Source organism: Flavobacterium plurextorum (assembly GCF_024638035.1).
Classification (GTDB): domain Bacteria; phylum Bacteroidota; class Bacteroidia; order Flavobacteriales; family Flavobacteriaceae; genus Flavobacterium; species Flavobacterium plurextorum.
On sequence record NZ_CP100442.1, the window covers coordinates 2119007 to 2143189 of the forward strand.

Consider the following 24183-nt stretch of genomic DNA (forward strand, 5'->3'; position numbering starts at 1 on the left):
CATGAATACATGGAAGAAATCGGAAAGCAACAGCCAAATGCCAAATATCGGGTCGTTATCCTTTCAGCTATCAAGAAATATTATGATTATCTGGTTATGAGCGGTTACAGAGAAGACCATCCCTGCAAAAAACTCAATATCAAGGTCAACAGCAATCAGGCTGTACAGGTGCAGGATTTGTTCAGCTCAGAAGAACTTCAACTGCTCATGACTCGTGAGAACCGATACCAGAATCTGGACACCAGAAACAAAGTTCTTTTGAATCTGCTGATTTACCAAGGATTAACCAGCGATGAGATTATCAGACTAAATGTTCAGGATATTGATTTAGATGCGGGAACAATCTACATCAAAGCTTCTAAGAATCTCAACAGGAGAAAAGCCAAACTCTTACCTCAACAGATAATGCCTTTTTTTAAATACATCAACGAAGTCAGACCCAGAATGCTCAGAAGCGCAACCGATAAGCTAATCATTGGAAAACTAGGAAAGCCAATAACTGTTGATAGTGTTCATGCCATGATTCAGCCGTTAAAGCCGTTGTTCCCAGATAAGAACCTTAATCCGAAGACCATCCGAATGAGTGTTATCTGTAACTGGCTAAATGAACAAAAACTGCCTCTGGAACATGTTCAGGAACTTGCAGGTCATAAGTGGCCTGGCACTACTGAGAAGTATTTCAAAGTAGATAGTTTTCAACAAAGAGAGTTGATAAATAAGTATTTTCCTCTTTGAAAAATTGACTATATTTGAGATATCTAACCAACTAATTTTTTAAATTATGGCACTTAAAACAGGACCAAAAAGAATAGCAGATTCAACAGGAAAACCAGACCAACGTCAGCGTGATAACAAAGGTACGCCTGGAAATACACCATCGGTGAAACCATCCAAAAATTCTCCTAAAAAGTAAAATTTCGATTATCCGAATAGACGGATTTTAAAAGCAAATGCATTATAAACCTATCATTGATTTGATAGGTTTTTTTTATGCCATATAGTTAGGAATTTCGTAAGATTACTTCTATTTTCGTCACGGAAAGTAAGTTCTTTGAATTACATAACGACTGACAAAGCGCACTAATTTAAGGAAATTTTGTAAAACCTTATAAGTATAAGTACAACGGCAAGGAATTGCAGGATGAGAATATTGGTGGTAATCAACTGAATGTTTACGATTACGGAGCACGTAATTATGACCCTGCACTTGGTAGATGGATGAATATTGACCCATTAGCTGAAAAAAGTCGTCGATGGTCTCCATACAATTATGCTTATAATAATCCAATATCTTTCGTAGACCCAGACGGGATGTTGTCTCAGTCATTTATGAATGAATTATGGAATAAGTCTGGAGACGGAGAAACTAAATGGACTAATAATAATGGGACATTTTCAGCTGATAATGGTGCTACTGTTAATGCAAAGGATGATGATGATGCTTATACTGTAGATAAAAATGGAAATGTGAATCGTGTCGATGAGAAAAAGTATAAAGATAAGAATGGTAAAGAAGTAGATAGATTAATAGCCTTAGATGATAAAGGAAAAAGAACTTCTACTACCATGGATGTCGACGCAGGGACTATAAATGGTGGAACGGGTGGTGAAAAAGGGACGTCTAAATTTGGAAGTTACAGATACTATTTTCGGAAAAATAATGCGAATATCAAACAATTATTCAATTTCCTTGCTTATAATACAAATGTTGAGTGGTCAATAGTAGCATCTTCACAAGAAGCATACATAGCAACTGCTCAGAAAACCGATATTGAATTTGGAGGTATCTCACTGTTAAATGGATTTTTAGAAGAAAATGGGACTATAAAATATACGTATACTCATAGCCATCCAAACGGATATTCTTTGACACCTTCAGGATATGATGGAAAGGACAATTCTCACGGAGGCAATGACATGAAGGTTAAAGCATATTTTAATAGATGGTATCCTGGAAGAGTTACAAATTATATTTACCATATGGGTAAAATTGTAAAATTTTAAAAAAAATAAATATGATAAAATTAATGTTTAGAGTTATTCCTTTAATTGTTTTTGTAATGATAAGTAGTTGCCAAACGGAAAACAAAGATGTTTCGTATAAGGAATTATTAAATTTAAATAGCACTCATGAGATAAAAAAATCTATTCTCACCAAAACTCTAAATGAAGTTTTGAATGATACTGTAAATTACAGTAAATATGATTACCCAATATTATTAATTATTAGTGAAAAATTGTCAACAAAATACAAAGTATGCGTTTCAAAAACTGATTATAATATTTTTAAAAGTAGCCGTCCTGATACGTTTAGTAAGCTTATTGGTTATTCAATTTACAAAGATATTCCAGTTCTACTATTTGGGGACAGTAATAAGAACGTCATAACTTTAGAGAATATTGATTTTTATAATGTATTAGGTAAAATGCCTGAATATGGACGTGGAAATCCACCAATAATTTTTGAGCCGAGGATGAAATGTTATGAAGAAAAATGGTAGTGCTGCAGATTAGGTGTTTTTATAATGTAACCACGTAACTAACTGAAAAAGAATATAAAATTTTAATTGTTGAATAGAAAAACAGACGACCAACAGGTCGTCTCTTTCTTTTTTTGTCTTTTAATAAGCCTTAAAATGCTTTTGTCTTACCTTGGTGTTTCAAATTAGGTCATGAAAATAAAATGGATATGCTAACCAAAATCGGAGAAATAGTTAAGGGTGCAAAATGCACCCTTAATCATTTTTAGATCCCTTTAAGAAGCCTCTTTTTCTTTTTTTGTTTAAATTGTTTCGGAACATAGTCATTTACTTTTTCCCCACGAAGCAGAATATCTGCCAGATTTTCTTTTATATATTTTTTTAATTCAAGATCTTGAAAATTCTCTGAATTTGTTGAAATAGAGTTTTGATGCTTTCTTTCAAGTGTAACAATGTTCATAGCACAGTTTTCCTGAATCCCTTTTGCACTGAATTCTTTTCCAAGACTGCTTCCATTGACAACCGACTGTGTTTTAAAGTCTATAAAAGTAATTCCATAAAGTTTTCCCTCACTGCTTTTTCTTAAAATAGTATGAATGGCTTCATCTTTGAGCCTTTCGGATAATTTCCCGACAGAAGTTATTCTTTCATTTAAAAAAGCCTGTCTCAAAGCATTTCTGACACGGCTTTTACAGTATTGCTTCTTTGATTCATTTATCCTGAATTTTTCTTCCAGAAATTTTAAGGTAGGTCTGCTGCAGAATTCGCTGGCTTTTATCGGCACTCCAATCGGTTTTGAATTCTGGTCAAGTATCTTGTAAAGGAGTCCATTGTTTTTAAAAACTCTCGATTCCTCGCTTCCTCTGTCAGCATGAACATTGTAAAGATTTAAAACTGCATTTAGTTCCGGCAGACTTGAATATTTATAATCAAACAAAACTTTGTTTAAAACTGAATTAATCGCCTTTCTGGAATCTGCTTTTCCGTATTGGACTCTGCCGACATCTATCGGATTTAACGAAAATTGTTCTTTCTGTTTTCTTCCTTCGGCTTTTACAAGTCCGAACATTTCTTCAATTTCTTTTCGGGCAGGCTCTGATTTTCTGATTCCCAGTAAATGCAGATCGATTCTTTTCCCGTCTCTCTGAATGTTGTTTGTCACTATATGGCAGTGCGGATGTCCCGCATCATAATGCTGGTATACCAGATATGGCTGTCTGCCGAATCCGATTTTTTCCATATAAGTGTCTGCAATTTCAGCCAGTTTTTCTTTCGAATGATTTTCCGAGGGATCAAAGTTGAGCGAGATATGCACCGTATTCCGCTTCGCATTGGTATTGAGTTCTGCCAGTTTTAGAAAGCGGTTTAATTTTGAAGTAAAATTTAGTTTTTCCAGTTCAAGAGGATAATTCACAGCACTAATGCATTCCGCTTTTCCGATCTCAACTTTATTTTCGTTGTAATTCAGAATGCCCCTTATCGACGAGCTTGTTTTTATCACTGCAACCATTTTTCTGCTATTTTCTGGGTGTGGCCTGAGACCTCTTCCATTTTATCAAAAAGCCTTTTTCTCTGGATTTCGAACAGATAAAGATGTCCTTTGAAATCGGGAACTGTGTTGAGGGTGTTTATCTTTCTGGCAATCTGATTGATATTATTGCCGATTGCCCGTAATTCGGAAGTAAGTACAGCTGTCTCTTCCATCAGTTCGTCTAAAGACTGGTTTCTGTAGGTGGCGATAATGGGTTTGTTGAATAAGTGGCTTCTGATGTGGTCGCTTAATTTTCGGCAGGTGCTTGCTCTGAATCTTTTTTCCAGTTCGGCATACTCCAAAGGAGTGAATCGCAGTCCCACGATTCGTGTTCTGTTTGAATTTTCTCTTTTCATCATCTATCATTTTCATTGTTATCAAACTCTTTTCTTTTAAGTTTCTCCACCGCCGAGTTCCGAGGCAATGGGTGGCAAGATAGGCGGTTGTTAAACAACCGTTCATCTTGCTGACTGCAGGAACGTGGCAGTATTTTAGACTTTTAAAAGGTAAGTACTAAATTAAATAGAATATTTGGAACTAGACCAACATGGACATATTTTGACCATGACATCTATTGATAGTTGGAAAAAAGCTAAGGTCATATTTAGTTTTTTTCTTTAAAAGAAAGAATTGATCAAGGAAAAAATCATCTATTAGCGTAGCTAAATTTTACTTCGAAAAATTAAATAATTCAAAAGGAAATCTATGTGATATAAATAAAAAGGATGTGGTACGGGAATCCGTAAGAATATCTTTTGCAAGTTTAATATCTTTGGAATAATGAAAGACAGATACCAAAATATAGTCGATAGGGAAAAAGCCAAATTAAGTTTTGAGTTGGCTAAAATTGATCGTCGTTATAAACGAATTATCTTTACTTTGTATGGGACTTTTTTAATCATTCTAATTTGTTGCGTTTATTTCTTTTGCGTTACTTTTTAACGAACTTGTATTTCCGGAAGAAAGGTTGATATTTATTGCTTTAAATTTAAAGTTTTAGGGTGTTAAATTCAAGTGTTTTAAAGTAGATGTTTTTTTAAAATTGAAGATTAAATTTACATTTCAAAAGAAAAAAAGGAAAAAAAGAAAGCAATCTAAAAATGGGACATTCAGGCAAAGGAAGTGCTATAAGTCCCGAAGGGTTACAAGGCGAGGAACGAGGCGTGTCATTATGCGCACTTCGTTTGCCGATGTCCAATAAATTAGCTTGCTTTTTATTCTTTTTTGAAGAGGTTTTCAAGTCTTTTGAAAGTGTACACTTCTTAAAACCCAATGAAAAAATAATAAAAGAAGAAGTGTACTTTTTCAAACCATAAGACTTATATAATCCACAAAATTCTGAATGTTTTTATGAAGATTTTTGTGGATGTTCTGAAAACATAAATACAATCTGAAATTATCTCTTTAGAGTAAAGTAATTGTGTCAATTAGATTATTGACAGAGATATAATCCAATACAAAATCTTCCGCTTCTTTTTTGTGTTCAACAGAAATCGAAAAGGAGTTGAGATAAAAATCTTCATTTTCATCTGCAATGTGAATAATTTCAGTGTAGCCTTTGGTAATTAAAGAACCTTTTAGTTTTAATATTTTAAGCTCATTACTTCTGTCAATTTCTTTCTTTACTCGGAGTTTTATAGTTTTATCCATGGTGTCAGTTTTTGGTAGTTCTTTGGTGTAAATCAAATAGTATTCCAAAACAAAAAAGAGACAGAAAGTCTGTTTGTGTCCATCAACTTGCGTCCTAGATAAGCAGAGGATCAATTTTTGTTCTTTTATTAACTGAAACTACAACATCTTTTTTTACTATTTCAGTTTGTTTTTTCATTAGGGGCAAGATCATAATTGCGAGGTACTTATGAGAAATTAAACTTAGTACTTAGTCATTTTTTTTATTGAACATATTGATGCTCAGTTCTACTTTTAGAATGTTTTTTTGAAAACTTTAACTAAAATATCGGATTTTGACAAATTGATGCCGGATTTTGATAACATGTTATCAAAAAGGCTATTGTAATTTTGTTTCATCAGAATTATAAATAATTAAATGAGGAACAAAAAACTTTTTTAATAAATGTAATTTGAATTGGATGTCGAAATCTATTGGATAACAAAACAGAAAAAATAGTCTATTTTTCTTCAAAACAAGAACCTCAGACATTTTGAATTCCATCTTTTACAAACTACAACTAAAAAATTCTTTTTTGACAAGTTTTACTCCGTTTTGGATAACAAGCAATCAAAGAGCCTGTTGTAATTTTGTTTCAGCAGCAATCGCAAATAGAATTTAAAAAAAGACATTAAAATTTATTGTATCGGTATCGAAAAAAGTTAGAAATAAGAATGTTTTTTAAAACACTAATTGGATACAATTTAATTTACAAAATATTTTTATAAGAAAAACATTTCTTTTTGAATTATTCGCAATAAAAATGGCAGGAAAAGTAAAAATTTTGGCAGGATTTTGACAACACTTTGTAAAACAATCTATTGTAGTTTTGTTTTGATCTAACTCTAAAAAAAGAAACAGGATTAAAATGTTTTTCTTTTTGAGTTTAATGGAATTTGATTTAGTGAGTACAATTTAGTATTTGAATAATAGCAAAAATTGAAAACTGAAATAAAAATTTCCATACCAATCATATATGATTTGATATTTCATAATTTAATCATTTAAAGATTAGAAAACATGAAGCTAAATATAAAAATCAAAAATGCAATTCTGGAGATAATTTGCCTGTTGTATGTAATTCTATTTGTATATGCGGCGCTGAGTAAATTACTTAACTTTGAGAACTTTCGTGTGCAACTCGGACAATCCCCGCTACTGAGTGCTTTTGCAGGATCAATTGCATGGATTGTACCGACACTTGAATTACTCATAGCCGTACTTATTGTTTTTAAAAAATGCAGATTAAGTGGTTTTTTTTCAGCCTTTAGTTTGATGGTTATGTTTACGACATATATCTATATTATTTTAAATTACAGCTCCTTTGTTCCGTGTTCCTGTGGAGGAATCCTGGAGAAAATGGGATGGAAGGAACATCTTTTTTTTAATTTTGTTTTCATAATGCTGGCAGCAGCGGGTATACTGATATTGGCCGGTGGGATGCCAAAGGTATCCCGGATTTCAAAACCCGCTGTTCTTGTCAGTTCCTTTTTGGGAAGTGTTTTTTTTAGTATTGGAATTGTTGTGGTAATGTTTGTTTTATCAGAGGATATCATGCATCATCGCAATAGTTTTATACGCCGTTTTCCACATCATCAGGCAGTAAAAATAAGCGAAGTTGATTTACGGTATAATTCATATTATTTTGCTGGGGCAGCAAACGGAAATTTGTATTTAGGGAATACTACAGCGCCATTACATATTGTGACACTCGATAGTATTTTAAAAAACAAAAAGGTATTTCAAATAGAATTGGACAAAAGTAATTTTGGATTTAAAGCGGTTTCCATTAGTATTTTGCCACCCTACTTTTTTGTTGCTGACGGGAATGTACCTTGTTTGTTTAGAGGGGAACTATCCAATTGGAAAGCCTCACTTTTTATGCATGATAAAGCTTATTTTTCACGCATCACACCAATGGATTCCAGCAGGCTTGCCTTTAGGGGTCAAGCTGTAAATAACAATGAAAATATTATTGGATCTATTGCAGTTGGGAAAACTGTAAATGTGAAATTAAACCCGGATTTGTTACAAAAACAAATTGATGGTGTTTTTGATACTGATGGCATGCTGCATTACAGTTCTGGACTAAAACGTATTATTTATGTTTATTTATACCGTAATGAGTTTGTAGTGGCTAATGATTCGCTTGATTTAAAATATACAGGAAAAACTATAGATACTACCAGCAAGGCTCAAATTAAAGTTTCCTATCTCTCAGACAGTAATCAAAAGAAAATGTCAGCGCCACCGCTTATCGTTAATAAAACCAGTACTGTTTATAAAAATTTACTTTTTATTCATTCGCCGGCTCATGGCTTATATGAGTCCAAAGACATGTGGAGTCAGGCAAGTACTGTTGACGTTTATAATTTGAATGATGCTTCGTATGTCTCAAGCTTTTATATCTATAAGATTGGAGATGATAAAATAAGAAGCATACTGGCGCATGAGAATTATCTCTATGCACTTATCGGCAATCATATTGTTTGTTACAAGTTTAGTAATTCACTTTTGGAACATTATAGGAGTGAATTATGATTATCATATACCAGGGCCCGGGTATCAGGAATGTAATCGAACACCTGTAGAAAAAAGTAGATATTTTTTTTAAATTTAATTTTTATTACCATGAAAAGATCAAATGTAAAAATGCTTTTGCCAACGGCTGCGTTTGCTTTAGCAATTGTAGGTGCTTTTGCCTCAAATCCAAATGGCAAAACAGCAAATGTGAGTGCTCCTGAACAAGGATATATTCATAATCCGGATCCATGTACTGAATCTGTTGAATGTGATAATCAAGGAGATGTAATTTGTACCATTGAAAGTACAAATGAGCAAGTTTTTGGTTTGAATGCCAGTGGTACTACTTGTAACAGAGTATTGTACAAATTGAATTAATTTAAAGAACTTAAAGCCAGAGTGCTGGGTTCATTTACAATGCAGTTCCCCATTTTATAATTGGAACTGCATTGTTTTTGTTTATAATGATTTTAAAGCAGTAGTACCCCAGGAAGGTGCATTATGATTTTGAAGATAATAGTCAAACCACTGTTTGATATGTTCACTTAGGTCTTTTTGATTTTTCGGATTCATAATTGTATGTTTTTCCTGCGGATACACGAGCATAATATGTTCTTTATTCAATCTTCGGAGCGCCAGATAAAATTCTATACTTTGGTACCAGTGTACCTGCCGGTCTTCTTTACCTGTCCAGGAGAGTAACGGCGTTTGAATATTGGTTACATATTCCAGTGGAGAGTTTCGTTTATAAGCTAACTTATCTTCAAAAAGTGATTTACCCATACGCCATTGCTGATTTTCAAAACGCCAGATCTCCGGGGTACCGGTGTTCCATCCCATTGTTAAATACCAGCTTGTCAAATCTGCTACACCGGCGCTCGATACCACAGTAGCAAACAAATTGGTCTGTGTAATGATGAAATTAGCCTCGTAGCCTCCGAAAGAATGCCCAATAAGACCAATTTTATCTTTTTGTATAATACCCTTTTCGATTACACACTGTGTTGCTGCCACCACACAATTAGTTGCCGAAATTCCGGGATTGCCAATTTCATAGATAATATCAGGACACAAAACAAAATAGCCCTCAGAAGTATAACTGGTTACATTAAATCCTGTTTCATCATACAATGAAGGATTAATATATTGATTCGACTCGTACAATTTTAATTCATATATCTTCACTATCATTGGATATTTTTTAGAAGGCTTATAATTTGCCGGATAAAAAAGAGTTCCCGTTAAGGGTATTCCTTTCGTATTGAAGTAGTGAATTTTATCAGCCTTACCCCAGTAAAAATCTTCCTGCTGTTTGTTGCTTTGAACAATTAATTGTGCCTTGCTTTTTTTATTTTTTTTGAACCAGAGCGAAGGCGGTTTGTCATAATGCTGCTGTTGAAAAGCATAACTTTCACCTTGCTCGGACTTCATAAGATAATTATTTCGCATCGCATTAAAAACCATAGGTTTTTCTCCAGTGGTTTTGTTCCAAATGAAATAACCATTTTCATCATTACTTTTTGCCTCTAAAAAAAGGTCATTACTCAGATCAATATCGAAGGCATAAAAACCATCGTAGGAGGCTGTTTTTACAATATCATAGAATTGTTTGGCTGCTCTAAATTGTATGTTTTTCTCTCTCCCATGAGTTAATCGATTGGCTTTTTTTCCATCGGGAGTTACCTCCCAAATATCAAACCGGTCATACAACAAGAATGAATCATCGTTTTTTGTCCATCCCAAAAAGCCATAAGGCGGAACTTCACCTGCTGCGTTAAAGTCCTGATCCAATAGAGGCTGATGTATGTTTACAGAGCAGTTAAAGTGCACTTTTTTCCTTATATCGTAAACCCACCATTTTTGATCTTTAAAATAAGTTACAAAATTGCCCTTTGGGGAGATAACGGTATGATTTTTATTTCCGGAATGTTTGATGAGTATTCTGGTGGAATCTCCTGTTGTAAGGTTTACTAAGTAAAGATCCCGATCCGCTTGTTGTTTATATTGGGGTTCGTATTGTGCTGGATTAAAGGTAAGGGCAAATTTTTGTTCTGCTGCCAGGATCACTTTGGGAAGCTGGTTATTTGTTATTTGCCTGAATTTATTTTCAAAAGGCTTCCAAAGAGCCAGCTTGGCTACTTTTTCCCATTGTCCGATTTCTTGCTGTTGGGGATATAACAGTTTATCGGATGCGTTCCATACCTGTACCCCAGTTGTGTCTATTGCCTTCTCATTGGATTCTCTTTTTTTAATTCCAAAAAAAACGCTCTGCCCATCATCAGAAATAAATAGTTTAGTTGATACAGTAGGACTAATTGTGAAATCAGCAGGGAAATTTGAAAAATTTTCAGTGTCAAATTTGAAAAGGTTCTTGTCATTGAGCTGATAAAAAAATAAACTGTTCTGCTCTGAATCTGCTCCTTTTTGCAAAAAAGCAACTGCATTTCCGTTGTTTTGCCAAATTAGGTTATAAAACGGTGCTGAAGCATTTTCGATAATCATGGTTTTCAGTACTTCCTGATTTAAAGTGATAAATCCGACAGTATTAACCCCTGCACTAAAAAGTACAGCATTTTGCTGTGGGGCTATTTTGTACTGCTGAACATTATTGATCTTCATTAGGGTTTCCCCTGAAGTGTTTTTTATTTCGAGAATCGGATCTGCTGTTTTGCTGTAGGTGATTATGTATTTTTTATTTTTTGTGTATTGATATTGTATGACCTTTGCAATAGTTTTTATCTCACCACTTTTTAACCTAAGTATTTGCAGTCCTTTTTTGTCAATACAGGCAAAGCTTTCTTCTGAATTAAAATTCCCGTCAGTACCTTGTGGAAAAACATATTGTTTATGGGTTTGCGTGTTTTTAATAAAAAGGGTGTCTTGCCCATTTGGATAAGCTAGTTTATAACTGATCCAATTTCCATTTTCAGAAATCTTATCAGATTGCAGGGTATGCCAGAGGTGATAGTCAGACTGCTGAAGTGTCCTCTTTTGTTTTACCTGCCCCGTTAAAGGGCAGGCTACTAAAACAAAAATTAAAAATATAATACGGGCTAAAAATGACTGGGCCAGTATTAGTCTTGTGTTATGGATTTTCATTTTGAAAGTATAAAAGTTTTTTAATATCCTTCGTTTTGGGGCAATAGGTTTGGGTTTACTCTTAATTCTGAGTCGGGAATTGGAAAAAGCCTGTTAGTGGTGTTCCATCCGGATTTTTTACCAGAGAGGATATTGTCCAGATTACCTGTTCTTTTAAGATCAAAAAAACGGTGCCCCTGTTCGGTAAAAAACTCAAGTTTTCTTTCATTTAAAATAGCTTCAAGCACTTCTTCTGCTGTATTAGCAGTTGTGTTTTGAAGACCGGCACGGTTTCTAATTTTGTTTAAATCTTCTTTGGCTTCTGCTAATTTGTTTAAGTGTGCCCTAGCTTCGGCGCGAATTAAATACTGCTCTTCCAGGCGCAGTACAATCGAATATTCAAGGGAAGTCCCCGTTGGAATTCTTTGTTTGTATTTACTGGCGTGATACCAAGTTGAAGTACCACTGGTAATTGCTTTTATCCAATGGGTTTTGCGCAAGTCATCAGTAGTGAAAGCAGTAACCAAATCAGTATTTAAAGCGACAAGTGTTGGCGGTCCACTGTTAAAAATAAAAACAGTTCCTTCATCGGTATTTTTACCGGCTGTGGAAGGCATTAACTGCCAAATTGTTGAAGTGCTTTCTTTTAGAAAGACTTTATCGATATTGTTTTCTAAAGGGTATAAATTAGTATTTTTAATCACCAAAGAGGCGGTTTGTTCCGCTGTATCCCACTGATTTTTGTATGAATAGATTCTTGCCAGTAAAGCGTTTGCTGTCGAATTATTGGGACGAACACGACCTGCAGTGATGTAATTATCAGGCAATAGTGTTATTGCTTTTTGTAAATCAATAATGATATCGGCATATACCTCATGGACTGGTTTTCTGGAAATAACAGCATTTGTCTGGTAGGAAGTTGTAGTTATATAAGGAATATTATCAAAGAGATTAACCAGGTAAAAATGAAGTAATGCCCGGATAAAAAGAGCCTCGCCTAATAACTGATTTTTGTCTGATTCTGCCAGTTTAGTAGTTTTGGAAACTCCCTCAATAATTGCATTAGTGGCATATATTTGTTTATAGCTATTATTCCACCATCCTGTAACAGTGGTATTGGATGGTATGACAGTGTTGTTATAAAAATCTTTTGCAGAATTTCCATCTGCTCCATAAAAGGTTAATTCGTCGGTGTAATTTCCTAACAGATTGGATATTCCGTTTGATTTTCCGGTCATAAGTCCGTTATCTCTTATCTGGGCATAAATATTAGCCAGCGCTGCATTGGCTGTATTTTTATCATCAAAGATGGTGTTTCCTGTTAATTGGGAAGTAGGTAAGTCTACTTCGACAAAGCTATCACAGCCGTACAATAGCAAACAAAGCAGGCTCAGCGAAATGAAGTTATAGGATAACCTGATTCTTTTATCTTTAAAAAAATGATATTTTAGTTGTTGTACATGATTTTTCATGATCTATTTTTTAGTGTTAAAAACTAAGTTGAATTCCCAGCGCATATATTTTCAGCGGAGGTAAAAAACCTGATGCAATAAACTCAGGGTCGGCTCCTTTATAAGAAGTGAATGTTAGTATGTTCTGACCTTGAAGCGAGATACGGCATTTCATGTTTTTTATGCTGTTCTGGGGAAGATCATAGGATATTGAAATGTTTTTAAGCCTGAGGTAGGATGCGTCAGTTATGGCTGCAGTGCTGGTTGTATACCAGCTATTGGCACTTACGACGGAAGAGTTTGTTCCCGAACTGTACATTTGATAAGGACCTGAATCTCCGGGGTTCTGCCAGCGGTTTAAGACTTCAACCGTTTTATTAGCCATGCCACCGGGCAATCCCAGCATATTTATGGAATTCCAATTTTCCTGTTTAACGTATTGGAATAAAAAATCAAGCTGCCATCTTTTAAAGTTGATTTGATTTTGCAGGCCTGCGTAATATCTTGGACTGAAATCTTTGATAGCCTGACGGTCATCCGGAAATGAAATTTTTCCGTCTTTATTGACATCTTCAAATTGATAGATTCCGGTTTGGTTATTAAGACCGGTATAGTTGTACACTTTTTGAATGTTAATGGATTTTCCAATTACATATTGATTGACGTAGGTTGAGTTCTCTAATTGTGGAAAGGCTACTAATTTATTTTTTGGAACGGTTAAATTCAGATTGGTTATCCATTTAAAATTTTGTTTCTGGATATTTACAGTTCTAAGAGTAGCCTCAAGCCCTGTATTTTCTACTGTTGCATTTAGATTGGCTAAGATGGAATTGAATCCTGTTGTGCCCGGTAATGGAACGCCTACTAATTGATTGGACGAACGGTTGCGGTAATAGGCAGTGGTTAGAAAAATGCGATCCTGAAGAAAACCTAATTCTAATGCTAATTCAATTTTTTTATTGGTTTCCCATCCAAAGTTGGGATTATATAATCGGTTGGGCTGCAACCCGATTGTGCCTAGGTAATTATTACCGGCAGAACTATAGGTGTCCAGAAAGTTGTAGTCTCCAATTTGATCATTTCCGGTCGTTCCGTAACTGCCTCTGAGCTTTCCAAAACTTATGATTTTATTCTCTAGCAGCGGCTCTTTTGAAAATAACCAAGCCACTCCAATAGCGCCGAAATTGGCAAATTGATTGCCCGGACCAAATCGGCTTGAGCCATCCCTGCGACCTGTAAGATTTACGATATAACGCTCTTTCCAACTAAAGTTGGCACGACCAAAGAATGCCTGATATTTATATTGTGTCTGCTGATTAGTAAATACATAAAGGTAAGTGGCTGAAGCTAAATCGTAAATTAGATTATTACTTGTAAAACCGTCTGCTTCCTGCACGAGTTGCCCAGTTTTTTGTTGTTGGAATGTAGCTCCGGCTAATAGTTCAATTTTTGCTTTCCCTATTTTTTTATTCCAGTTGATCTGAGGTTCTATGATCCATGATTCTCTGGTGCTGTTATTGACAAATAATGATGAGGATTCGCTCCCAAGACCAAGTGAAGGATTGTATATTGAAGATGGCGAGGTTCTAGTCTCATCATAATGGAGATCGGTAAATCCAATACTTGCTTTAATTTCTAAATCGGATATTATTTGATAAGATAAAATGGTATTGGCAATAAGATTACCTGTTTTGGCTTTGTAAATAGCCTCAAGATTACGCAAAGGATTATTAAAAGTCCCGTTTTCCCAATTCAGGTTTCCTCTCGAATCATAAAGAGCAGGGGCGTTAGGAGCGAGTGATCTTGATTCTCTTGTAAAGTCAGTTCCGGGTAAATTATTATTTTGAGAAGAGTAGGAAGCAGTGAAATTTATTTTAAAGGTATTATCTGCTGACTGATGGTTGAGATTAAAGTTTACCCCGCCTCTTTTATATTTATAATCACCGGGGAAAACGGTTGTTTCATTGTGGTAGTTGCCACTGATAAGAAACTGCGTCTGAGCTGATCCGCCGGTTATGGATGCCTGAAGATCGCTTATTTGGGCTGTGCCCCCAGTGAGTACTTTTTGCCAATCTGTATATCGATTTTGATCCCAAGTGCCATTTACATCATATGCAGCTACGGGATATTTTACAATTCCATCGTTTGCAAAGGCTTCTTTTCGCATTTGCAGATAGTCATCGGTATGCATTAAATCCATAAATCGGGTTACACTTCCAAGAGCTGTATTGGTATTAATGGTAAATCTTGTTTTTCCCTCTTTGCCTTTTTTGGTGCTGATCAGTACAACTCCATTGGCACCACGAGATCCGTAAATGGCGGTGGCATCGGCATCTTTGAGTACTTCAATACTTTCAATATCAGAAGGATTGATGGCACTTAAAGGACTTACATTTGCACTTGGAATTATAATGGAGGAGATATTATTGTTTGATATAGAATTTGAAGCATAAGGAACTCCATCTATAATGTAAAGAGGCTGGTTTCCATCAGTGCGTAAACTATTAGTTCCTCTTATCTGTACATCAAATCCACCTCCTGGTACGCCGGTAGTTTGGGTAATTGTGACTCCCGCCATTCTGCCTTGCATGGCGGAGAGAAGATTTGTAACAGGCTGGTTGTCGATATCTTTTACGGTAATTTTTGCTATACTCCCTGTACGTTCACTTTCCCTGACAGAATAATAACCCGCATTGATTTTTACTTCCTGAAGTGTTGTTGCGACTTGTTGCATCTTAACATTGATTACCAAACGACCAGCAACAGGAATTTCAACTGTTTTAAAACCGATATATGTAAAAATAAGATTCGCACTAGGTGATACTGTTATAGAAAATTTGCCATCAAAATCGGTGATGGCCGTATTTTTCTGGTTTTTTACCGAAATACTTACCCTTGAAAGGGGAAGGGTACCATCGGTGACAATACCGGTGACTTGTATTTCTTGTTTTTGTGAAGCGAAAAAGGGCAAGGTCCTTGCTAAGGCTGGTGTGCAAAAGAGGTAAAACCCGAAAATAAACGGGTACCAAAGTGCAGCCAACCCATTGCTTAATGAAATAGTTTTCATAATTTTGGGGTTAGTTAATTTGAAACGAAAGTTTTATTAATTCAGCTCTCTATACTTGTTTGATCGCCAGTTAGAGGGCTTTTTTTTAGTCTTAAAGACATCAGATTGAAAGTCTTTAGGGATGATGTTTTTTACTATATCATAGATGCTTGGATTTAGGTGTTAAAAAACTCATCTTGATTATCTTTCCGAAACAAACTCTAAAAATTTTAATATGCCTTTTGGAAAATAGAAATAAAGGCAATACCTTTAAAGTGCGAGTTTAAAGAGAAAAAGCTTAAATATAAGTGCCAAAAGCATTTTAGGTTTGGGGTGCGGTTAGATATACAGGATATTATATTTTATAATTCCTTTTTATATCAAGGTAGAGTTAAAATTCTGACGGTAGAAGTGTCTGTGATAAGAGTACTTCTAGGTATTTCCCTATGCTAACATAATGGTTGTCTAGTTTTGGAACAACAAAAGGTAGCTCACTTTTAGCAGATCACTAAGGTGGTTTGGTAACGGTTATATATAAAAAAAACGTTCTCATAAGGTTATGGTTATGGAACGATGTATTTCTAGGTATAAAGGGTTCTTGCAGAAAAAAGCAAGGAGCGGCCTCACACTTTCAATCCGTGGGTGTCCTACGACCCTTATCAATAATTAATAATTATTGTTTGCAATTGAAAGCATATGTGAGAACCGCTCGCATGCCGTTGCAAAAGTAAAAAACTTTTTGACATGGAGCGATTCCACGATACTCTCGTTTGCTAAATAGGACTTTACGGAACGAGAAAACATCGTTTAATTATGCCTTATTTGAGGCTTATAATCAATTCGCTTGAACAAATATAATAAAAACTATTTACAACCCAACGTATTGGGTTGTTAATTTTTGTGAATTATGATAAAAAATATTATTTTCGATACTACTCAATTTGATTTTGACTTAATAAATCACGTAAAAAATTTACGTGGAGATAAAAAATGGTCACAAGATGAGCTCAGTTTAAAAATGGGAGTCGCCAAAAGTTTTGTAAGTAATGTTGAATCATTTACTCAACGACACAAATACTCAACTCGACATATTGCACTATTGGCGAAGGCTTTCGGGTATAAAAATATTTCAGACCTGATGAAGTTCCCTACCCCTCAATATGATAAAATTAAAGTAACCGTAAAGCAAACTATGAATGAAAGCGGAACTAGAGTTTTGAGTTCAGAGGTACTGAAGATTGATTATATAAAATAATTATACCAAAGATTAATAAAAAACATCCTCCGGGCGGACGTCTTTTTTTCTTTTTTTTCTTATTGAAGCCAGTAATCTGATCTTCCATATTCTCATACATCAAAGGATCTGGAGAAGAAAGAATATTTAATAGACCTGCTGTGGAGAAACCAATGCCACCGATGAGTTGTTCGGGTTCTGAACTCTGGCTTTGGAAAATATCCTTTGCTGTATCAGGAAAACCTTGCGTATCTGGATCGGTTAGTCTGCTTTGGAGCTGATCCAGTAAATTAATTGCCCGTTTCTGCTCTACAGTACCATTTTTCATGGTCAGGGCATAGTTAATTGTGTCTTTTAATGATCGGTCAAAACCGAACGTCTGATCAAAAATCAGTTCCCCTGAATTTTTAAAAGAAACCCTGTCGAACTGGCCAAGTCTCTGGGAATGCTCCTTGTTGCTGCCTCTGGAATTGTTCATGGGACTGAGCTTGATTTTGTTGGAGATGTCTTTTCTGCTGACAATTATCTGTATATGCATCTGTTCCCCTGTCTTTGGTTCTCCTGCTTTTACAGTTCCTTGTTCTACCTCCGGATCACTAAAGCTGTAATAACGGTAATGTTCGAGCTTGCCGTACCATAAAAGATCTTTACTGTTCTGGATGCCGGGGCGCTTAAAATTACGGGCATAGGCATCCATTACCGAGACAGCGTATTGTTTTAGTTTTTCTTCTGCACCCTGGGGCCCAAAACGTTCTTTTAGAAAAACAATTTCTTTTTGGCTGGGACTTATGTTGACAAGGAAGAACTTCGCATCACGGCGGCCCATCTTAGCTATATTGTTATCTATTCTTACCCTGACTTCTTGTGGCATGATCTCCTTGTTTTCAGTATTGAACCATAATTCCTTTACATGGTTTTCTTCAGGCGCAACCCGATTCTCTTTTTCCAGATAGTTTACCAGTTTTCCGGAGCTTCCTTTATTATTCCCAGTCTCAGAATCGGTAAGATTGATGTACATGATACTATAGTTTTTTGAGTGACTGTTTTACGTGTGCGATAAGTTCTTCTTTCTTTGTGCCAGCTGTAGTCCAGCCCATTTCTTCACGCTGGGCAATGTAATAGTCCAACAATTGGCTGAACTGTTCTTTGAGCAGTTCTTTCTCTTTCTGCTTTGAAAGCAAGTGTTTAATGCCATTTATAAGCTGATCACTCCGTTTGGCAAGAATAGCAGTTTTATCACTTTCAGCTAAAAGATGCCTGCCTATTCCTTCGAGAATTTCCATCTGACTGGAATAAATGGTTTTCAAGTTACCGGTATCGGTAAACAGCGGCAGGAGAAAATCCTTCTCCTGCTGGCGGATAAAAGACAGAATACGGCTGATACCGGAAGACAGTTCGCGTTTGAGCATTTCATCACCGGGGTCTGCCGGATCTTTTTTACTTCGGTAAAAGTAATCCGCCATCTGGCAGAACAGCTCTTTCTTACTGCGCTTAAGGGCTTTAGCCAGTTTCTCTATTTTGTCATCTGTTTCTTTGGGATAACGGATACTGTTGGTATCTCTGGGTTTCATAACATCATATTTTTAACTCAACATCACTCATTTTTTAAATACCGATATACCGGGCAGTATACCTTATGTCTTACTGCAGACAGCCTCAAAGACTATTAGTATACCCGGAGTATACCTAAATCCCCCGAAGCCCCAGCAAAGGGGCAAGCGAGTAGGGCTCTGCCCAACTCCCGCTTGCTTTTTTCAAAACATATTAAAAACTGAATAAAATCTTTTACAAAGTAAAGACATGACAATAAAAGAGCATAATGTGTAGTCTAGCCAAAGAGAGCCTCCAAATGCCATAGAAGACCTTGAGTCCTAAAGAATGTGCACTGTTGTTTTTCTTCTAAAAAAAATCAGAAAAAAAATTAGGTTTTCAAATAGTGTCTTGCGATGTTCTGGTGAACATAAGAATCCGCCTTTTCAGGCGGATTAAAGTTAATAGGAAAAAACAGCTTTAGGCTATTTTATTTTTGCCGGATCGGAATGCAAGCATAAAATAAGGCATTTTTATTTTTATGTATGTGAGTATAAAGGAAAGTACTCTGAAACACAGGTATGTAAAAATGCAGGGATTGAGAACTTAGCGTAGATAGAGATATACTTGAGCATAAAGGGAAGTATTTACATAAAGACGCAGGTATGTCATAGTAAGGTGGGTAAAGCAGATATGAAATCTTCTTTTTTTCATATAATTGTGTAAAATTTAAAATTAAACAAAAAAATAATGAGGTCTTAAAATCTCATTATTTTTTTTACTTATGCAGTTAATTAGGCACTACCAAAAATACTTTTATTTTTTATATAAGCGATCCACTTTTCTACTTCATCTTTTATTTCAACTGCATTATGTTTTGGATAGTGCTTTTTTACATATTCAAAGAATTCTGTTTTAGTATTACCTGTTTCCCATTCCATAATACTAAGATAAAGCATTGGCCATTTTTTGGTCTGTTGCATAAATTCATATAATGCAAAATAGGGAGGTCCGTAATACAATGAATTCTCAATAAGTTCATCATAGAAAGGTTTTGTAAAAGCCTTTTTTAGATCTCTAATAATTTCATAAGGGATACGCTGTTTGCTGCCTTCACGAATTGCTGTTGCGAAGACAGACATACTTTTGTCCTGAAAAAAGGTATAAAGATAATTACGAAATCCCTCTTCCATGATATCACAGAGATCCTGGCTGTAAAAAGTATATTCTTGTTTGAATAGTTCTAAAGAAAAATTACTGGAATGCTTGTTTTCGATGAATTCAATTACTTCCATTTCTAATGTAATGATTTTTTCAAGCGAAGGGCTTCCTACGAGTCCCGCAATTGCTATAATATACTTTGGTTTTGAAAATAATTCGAAAAAATTACTTTTAAAAAATAGCGTCTTTCTTTCAAAAGTAACCTGCACATATAAAGGATGTGTCATGATTTTACCCAATGGAACTTGTTTCAGTTTTTCGTTGAAATAGGTTTTATAGCTTATTTTAGATAGTTTGTTCATATTGTTTTACGGAATTGTTTGATCTGATATTGATTATAATATACTTAAAATAGGTATAAATATAGATAAAGTTTTTATAAAATATAAAATTATAAAAACATTTTGTTATCTTAGCATTATGAAAGTTACTAGCGAATGATAAAGGATGGTGAACATTAAAGAAAGTAGTATGGAAAATAAAGAAGTTAATGAAGAGATAAATGAGAAGAGAAGAATTACTCCGGAGAAAGCCTTGGAAATGTTAAGGTCTGAGGGACTGGATGTAACGCTTGAACAAGCTAAGAATATTTTGGATTTTTTGCGTAAATTAGCAAATATTACAGTAACTAAGTATTTAAAAAGAAGAGGATGAAAATGATAGCAGACTTATATGTAAGAGTGAGTACCGACGAACAGGCAGATAGGGGATATTCCCAAAGAAATCAGGAAGAAGTACTGCGTAAATATTGTGAAATTAACTCCATTGAGATAAGAGACGTGATTTATGAAGATCACTCGGCAAAGACCTTTAACAGACCCAAATGGAATAAGCTTTTGCAAAATTTAAAAAAGCACAAAAACAAAATTGATCTTGTTTTATTCACAAAATGGGATAGGTTCAGCCGTAATGCTGGAGATGCTTATCAAATGATAAATATCCTTAGGAAACTTGGTGTAGAGCCGCAAGGTATTGAACAGCCACTTGATTTGACTATTCCTGAGAATAAAATGATGCTCGCTTTTTATCTTGCTGCTCCTGAGGTAGAGAATGATAGAAGGGCACTTAATACTTTTCATGGTATGCGTAGAGCAAGGAAAGAGGGAAGGTATATGGGATATGCTCCAGCGGGATATGTTAACAAGGTTAAAGAAGATGGGACTAAGTATATTGCATTTGACCAGCCTGAGGCATCTATTTTGAAGTGGGCTTTTGAAGAGCTTTCAAAAGGGATTTTTAATACTGAGCAGGTTCTTTGCATGGCAAAAGAAAAAGGTCTTAAAGCAAGTAAAAATAATTTTTGGAGAGCTATTCGTAATCCTCTTTATTGTGGTAAGATCGTGATTCCAAAATATAAAGATGAAGATCTCACCTATGTAACAGGTCAACATGAACCTTTAATATCGCAGATTCTGTTCTATAAAGTACAGGACATACTTGATGGAAGATCAAAAACATATCTGCCAAAAGCAATTACTACTAAACCGTTTCCATTGCGTGGATTTTTTACCTGTCCGGAATGTTCAAAGATATTAACGGCAAGTATTTCCAAAGGGCGACACAAATATTATCCTTATTATCATTGTAGTGCAGGCTGTAAATACAGAATAAATTCTGATACGGCTAACGAGGTATTTATAAAGAATTTAAAACAGTATGTTCCCATACCGGAGATAAAAAATCTTTATATTTCTGTTTTATCAGAATGTTATAGAGAGCAGACCAAAGAAATATATAAAGAAAAGCTTAAAATAATAGCTCAGCTCAAAGATTATGAAAAGAGACTTTCGCACGCAAGAGATTTATTAGCAACACAACAAATCGATGCTTCAGATTATAGAGATATGAAATCTGACTATGGGGCAGTAATTAACAGACTGGAAATTAAATTAGCAGGTATTAATATAGAAGATCAAGATATTGATGAAATATTAAAAGTAGGTGTAGAAAACCTCTTGAAGCTCAATGAATACTATGATAGTGGGGATTGGTCCCAATCAAGAGATTTGATTGGTTCGATTTATCCTGAGAATTTCACGATTTCAGAAAATCAGTTTCGAACCACCAGAATCAATGAAGTTTTGCAAGTTATCTACTTGATTAATAGTAGAATATCAACCAATAAAAAAGGGACAAAGAAGACTTTTTCTTCTTTGTCCCATGTAGTAGCGGGAACAGGACTCGAACCTGTGACCTTCGGGTTATGAGCCCGACGAGCTGCCTACTGCTCTATCCCGCGATGTTTCGGGTGCAAAGATAAGCACTAAATACGGTTATGCAAAGAAATAACTGAAAAATTTTGAATTATTGGATATTGGTTTGTAATTGCTTGTTTGTTAGTGTGTTGTATTTGGTATTTATTCTGGGTTAGATTTTATAATCCAGTAATTCAGCATAAGGATCGTTTTTTAACCCCAATAATTTACCAAAAGCAGGTTCTGTTTTGTAACCATTTTGCTTAAGTGCTATGATTTTTAATCTGAAATTCTCATCTCTTGACTGTAGAATTTGATGCTCAATAAGCATATGTTTATAGGCGTTTTGATTTTTAGTGGGAATATTTTGCCCGAAGATCTCTATTTCAAAACCATCAATTTTAAAATTTGCAATTACAGATTCATTGTTATTGATCAAGCTGTTTCTAATTTTAAACTCAGGTTTCGTACTAAAAGCTGCGAAGATTTTGGTTATAAAATCGGTTTTGTTTGTCCAGTAACAAATAATATCGAGATCGCTGTTTTCAATATCAATATTTATAGGAATGGTGCCGGTTAAAATAGGATCAAATTCAGATAGGATTTCTAAAATCTTATTTTGAGTTAAGATTTCATAAACTCGAAATTGTTTTGAATTTCCTGTTTTTAAATACGTAATAGAAGTAAAATCAATCATTTTTTAGTTGGCATAATTTTTTTCTTTGATTTCTTGCTCCAGTCTTTTATTGATGTTGATTTTGGCATTGGTAAAAACAAAAATGGTTGTTTTGTATTCTCTTGCATATTGGTTTGTTATTTCACCAGCGATAAAAGCAGCTTGAAAATACGGACTTGTTTCGGCAAGTTCATTACTGTTTTCTTCAAATTCCTTAATTCTAATCAAGTTTTGGTATTTGATATTCAAATTAAACCAATTCACATAATCAGCATTAAAAGAAACAGCTTTTATTCCTTTTTGAGTATAAAAATTTATTGCTCCCGCTTGTCCGTAATTATCGCAAAGCACTAATGTATTTTGTGATTTTGGGAATAATGCATAAACGGAATCTGTTTTTCGGGCAAGCTCTTTCCAACCCAGCATATCGGCAAAATCTTGCGGCAGTTTGTGATCTTTTCCATCTTCCCAGCGCAGCATTCCTAGTTTTTTATACTTCTCAGGATGTTTAACAATGTATTCTGGCGTTTTGTTTGGAAACGCAATATTGTACATCGGAATAAACAATAATATCGGAATGGCAGCAAATACATATCGCAAATAATATTTCCATCCTTTTTGTAAAACTTCAGAAAGAAATACGGCTCCAAAAGTAATATAAATAGGATATAAACCAATGGCGTAATACGCTTTGGCTTTGAAATAAATAAAGACAATGAGCGTAAAAATTATCGACCAAAAAAAGAACCTGTATTTTGCAAAAGGTTTGTAAAGCTGTAAACTGTATAATGCGGCTAAAAGAACAAAAATAGAACCTATAAAAAACAAGAGTTGTTCTTTTAGAAAATCAAGACGATCTACATTTACCAATTGAGTTTCTGCCAATTCTTTCATATGATGCACAATTGGAAAATGATTGTTATACTGCCACAATAAGTTCGGAAGTATTAACAGAAGTCCTAAAAGCAGGGCAGAATACAGTTTTTTTTCGGCTAGTATTTTTCTTTGGCTTGATAGCAAAAGTGCTGGTAAAAGACCAATCAGGAGGAAAAGAATATTGTATTTGTTTAAAAAACCAAAAGCAAATACTATTGCGCCTATATAAAACCATTTTGATTTTTGAGTCGTGATATATTGAATTACGATATAATAAAACATTGTCCAGCACAAAACGTCCAGCGAGTTGGGTTGATATAGCATATTTATTCTTAAAAGAGACGAAAACAAAATGCATATTGCACCAAGAACCAATGCATAAAAACTTCCTTTTAAAACTTCAATTGTTTTCCAAACAAATAAAAGTGTCAGTGCGCCAAAAAGGGCAGGGAAGAACTTGACCCAAAAAATGGAATTTCCGAGTTGAAATATAAGATAAGAAAACCATGAAGTAACGGGAGGAACAGATAAATAGCCCCAAGCCAAATGGTGCGCCTGATCGAGATGTAAATATTCGTCGCGCTGTAAATCATATTCCGGACTTAAAAGCGTGTACTGTAAAACAAATTTTAAAATGATAAATCCAATTAAAACAAGTGTTTTTTTTGTCATG

At 34.8% G+C, this 24183-nt stretch carries 21 protein-coding genes, 1 tRNA gene and 1 pseudogene; 11 read left to right on the forward strand and 12 right to left on the reverse strand.

The features are described from left to right. The first annotated feature begins 9 nt into the window (after positions 1–9). The 5 genes and pseudogenes from NLG42_RS09415 (at position 10) to NLG42_RS09435 (ending at position 2501) form a co-directional block, all read left to right on the forward strand. Positions 10–735, forward strand: coding sequence for a tyrosine-type recombinase/integrase (locus NLG42_RS09415; RefSeq protein ID WP_257683591.1), 726 nt, complete (start codon positions 10–12; stop codon positions 733–735). A gap of 46 nt (positions 736–781) precedes the next feature. Further along, the gene (locus NLG42_RS09420) at positions 782–913 is read left to right on the forward strand and encodes a hypothetical protein (protein WP_257683592.1); all 132 of its coding nucleotides are present in this window, start codon (positions 782–784) and stop codon (positions 911–913) included. Between the two features lie 221 nt (positions 914–1134). Beyond that, positions 1135–1254: pseudogene (locus NLG42_RS24480) on the forward strand (hypothetical protein); the annotation flags it as partial. Positions 1255–1311: 57 nt separating this feature from the next. Continuing rightward, positions 1312–2004, forward strand: coding sequence for a JAB-like toxin 1 domain-containing protein (locus NLG42_RS09430; protein ID WP_413614450.1), 693 nt, complete (start codon positions 1312–1314; stop codon positions 2002–2004). 11 nt (positions 2005–2015) lie between these two features. Further along, positions 2016–2501: a hypothetical protein gene (locus NLG42_RS09435; protein ID WP_257683593.1), complete on the forward strand. Its 486-nt coding sequence runs from the start codon at positions 2016–2018 to the stop codon at positions 2499–2501. Positions 2502–2745: 244 nt separating this feature from the next. On the opposite strand, the gene NLG42_RS09440 is transcribed toward NLG42_RS09435, so the two are convergent. Together NLG42_RS09440 and NLG42_RS09445 are read right to left on the reverse strand one after the other, a co-directional pair. Continuing rightward, a complete protein-coding gene (locus tag NLG42_RS09440) occupies positions 2746–3990 on the reverse strand; it encodes a relaxase/mobilization nuclease domain-containing protein (RefSeq protein ID WP_257683594.1) in 1245 nt (414 codons plus the stop codon). Continuing rightward, positions 3978–4367 (reverse strand): MobC family plasmid mobilization relaxosome protein, encoded by a 390-nt coding sequence (locus NLG42_RS09445; protein ID WP_257683595.1) that lies wholly within the window; start codon positions 4365–4367, stop codon positions 3978–3980. Before NLG42_RS09445 ends, NLG42_RS09440 begins: the two co-directional genes overlap by 13 nt. Before the next feature lie 744 nt (positions 4368–5111). On the opposite strand from NLG42_RS09445, the gene NLG42_RS09450 reads away from it, so the two are divergent. Next, positions 5112–5327 carry a hypothetical protein gene (locus NLG42_RS09450; protein ID WP_257683596.1) on the forward strand — a complete coding sequence of 72 codons (216 nt, stop codon included), beginning with the start codon at positions 5112–5114 and terminating at the stop codon, positions 5325–5327. Positions 5328–5415: 88 nt separating this feature from the next. Here the strand turns inward: NLG42_RS09450 and NLG42_RS09455 are convergent, their stop codons facing one another. After that, positions 5416–5661, reverse strand: a complete 246-nt coding sequence (locus tag NLG42_RS09455; RefSeq protein WP_257683597.1) for a hypothetical protein — start codon at positions 5659–5661, stop codon at positions 5416–5418. A 1039-nt stretch (positions 5662–6700) separates the two neighbouring features. Here NLG42_RS09455 and NLG42_RS09460 point away from each other — a divergent pair. Then, complete coding sequence (locus tag NLG42_RS09460; protein WP_257683598.1) at positions 6701–8221, forward strand: MauE/DoxX family redox-associated membrane protein; 1521 nt, start codon at positions 6701–6703, stop codon at positions 8219–8221. Between the two features lie 90 nt (positions 8222–8311). Then, on the forward strand, positions 8312–8581 hold the full coding sequence (locus tag NLG42_RS09465; protein ID WP_166920144.1) for a DUF6520 family protein: 270 nt from the start codon (positions 8312–8314) through the stop codon (positions 8579–8581). 81 nt (positions 8582–8662) lie between these two features. Here the strand turns inward: NLG42_RS09465 and NLG42_RS09470 are convergent, their stop codons facing one another. The 3 genes from NLG42_RS09470 to NLG42_RS09480 are packed head-to-tail and all read right to left on the reverse strand — an operon-like array spanning position 8663 to position 15703. Continuing rightward, entirely contained in the window at positions 8663–11302 is a 2640-nt protein-coding gene (locus tag NLG42_RS09470; RefSeq protein WP_257683599.1) for a S9 family peptidase, read from the reverse strand. Positions 11303–11322: 20 nt separating this feature from the next. Next, positions 11323–12753 carry a RagB/SusD family nutrient uptake outer membrane protein gene (locus NLG42_RS09475; RefSeq protein WP_257683600.1) on the reverse strand — a complete coding sequence of 477 codons (1431 nt, stop codon included), beginning with the start codon at positions 12751–12753 and terminating at the stop codon, positions 11323–11325. A gap of 16 nt (positions 12754–12769) precedes the next feature. Next, complete coding sequence (locus tag NLG42_RS09480; RefSeq protein ID WP_257683601.1) at positions 12770–15703, reverse strand: SusC/RagA family TonB-linked outer membrane protein; 2934 nt, start codon at positions 15701–15703, stop codon at positions 12770–12772. Positions 15704–16685: 982 nt separating this feature from the next. Here NLG42_RS09480 and NLG42_RS09485 point away from each other — a divergent pair. Continuing rightward, entirely contained in the window at positions 16686–17033 is a 348-nt protein-coding gene (locus tag NLG42_RS09485) for a helix-turn-helix domain-containing protein (RefSeq protein WP_166920137.1), read from the forward strand. Here the strand turns inward: NLG42_RS09485 and NLG42_RS09490 are convergent. The 3 genes from NLG42_RS09490 to NLG42_RS09500 all read right to left on the reverse strand — a co-directional run bounded on the left by NLG42_RS09490 (position 16987) and on the right by NLG42_RS09500 (position 20065). Beyond that, a complete protein-coding gene (locus NLG42_RS09490; RefSeq protein WP_257683602.1) occupies positions 16987–18030 on the reverse strand; it encodes a DUF5712 family protein in 1044 nt (347 codons plus the stop codon). The two genes, NLG42_RS09485 and NLG42_RS09490, sit on opposite strands and share 47 nt — an antisense overlap. A 4-nt stretch (positions 18031–18034) precedes the next feature. After that, complete coding sequence (locus NLG42_RS09495) at positions 18035–18583, reverse strand: BfmA/BtgA family mobilization protein (protein WP_257683603.1); 549 nt, start codon at positions 18581–18583, stop codon at positions 18035–18037. Positions 18584–19336: 753 nt separating this feature from the next. Then, positions 19337–20065, reverse strand: coding sequence for a hypothetical protein (locus NLG42_RS09500; RefSeq protein WP_257683604.1), 729 nt, complete (start codon positions 20063–20065; stop codon positions 19337–19339). A 169-nt stretch (positions 20066–20234) separates the two neighbouring features. Between NLG42_RS09500 and NLG42_RS09505 the strand changes: the two genes are divergently transcribed. Together NLG42_RS09505 and NLG42_RS09510 are read left to right on the forward strand one after the other, a co-directional pair. Then, positions 20235–20417, forward strand: a complete 183-nt coding sequence (locus tag NLG42_RS09505) for a hypothetical protein (protein WP_257683605.1) — start codon at positions 20235–20237, stop codon at positions 20415–20417. A gap of 2 nt (positions 20418–20419) precedes the next feature. Next, positions 20420–21970, forward strand: a complete 1551-nt coding sequence (locus NLG42_RS09510; protein ID WP_257683981.1) for a recombinase family protein — start codon at positions 20420–20422, stop codon at positions 21968–21970. Here NLG42_RS09510 and NLG42_RS09515 read toward each other — a convergent pair. The 3 genes from NLG42_RS09515 to NLG42_RS09525 all read right to left on the reverse strand — a co-directional run bounded on the left by NLG42_RS09515 (position 21930) and on the right by NLG42_RS09525 (position 24182). Beyond that, positions 21930–22002, reverse strand: a tRNA-Met gene (locus tag NLG42_RS09515). The two genes, NLG42_RS09510 and NLG42_RS09515, sit on opposite strands and share 41 nt — an antisense overlap. A gap of 128 nt (positions 22003–22130) precedes the next feature. Then, positions 22131–22655, reverse strand: a complete 525-nt coding sequence (locus NLG42_RS09520) for a DUF4269 domain-containing protein (RefSeq protein ID WP_257683606.1) — start codon at positions 22653–22655, stop codon at positions 22131–22133. A 3-nt stretch (positions 22656–22658) separates the two neighbouring features. Continuing rightward, positions 22659–24182: an ArnT family glycosyltransferase gene (locus NLG42_RS09525; RefSeq protein WP_257683607.1), complete on the reverse strand. Its 1524-nt coding sequence runs from the start codon at positions 24180–24182 to the stop codon at positions 22659–22661. Between the last annotated feature and the right edge of the window lies 1 nt (position 24183).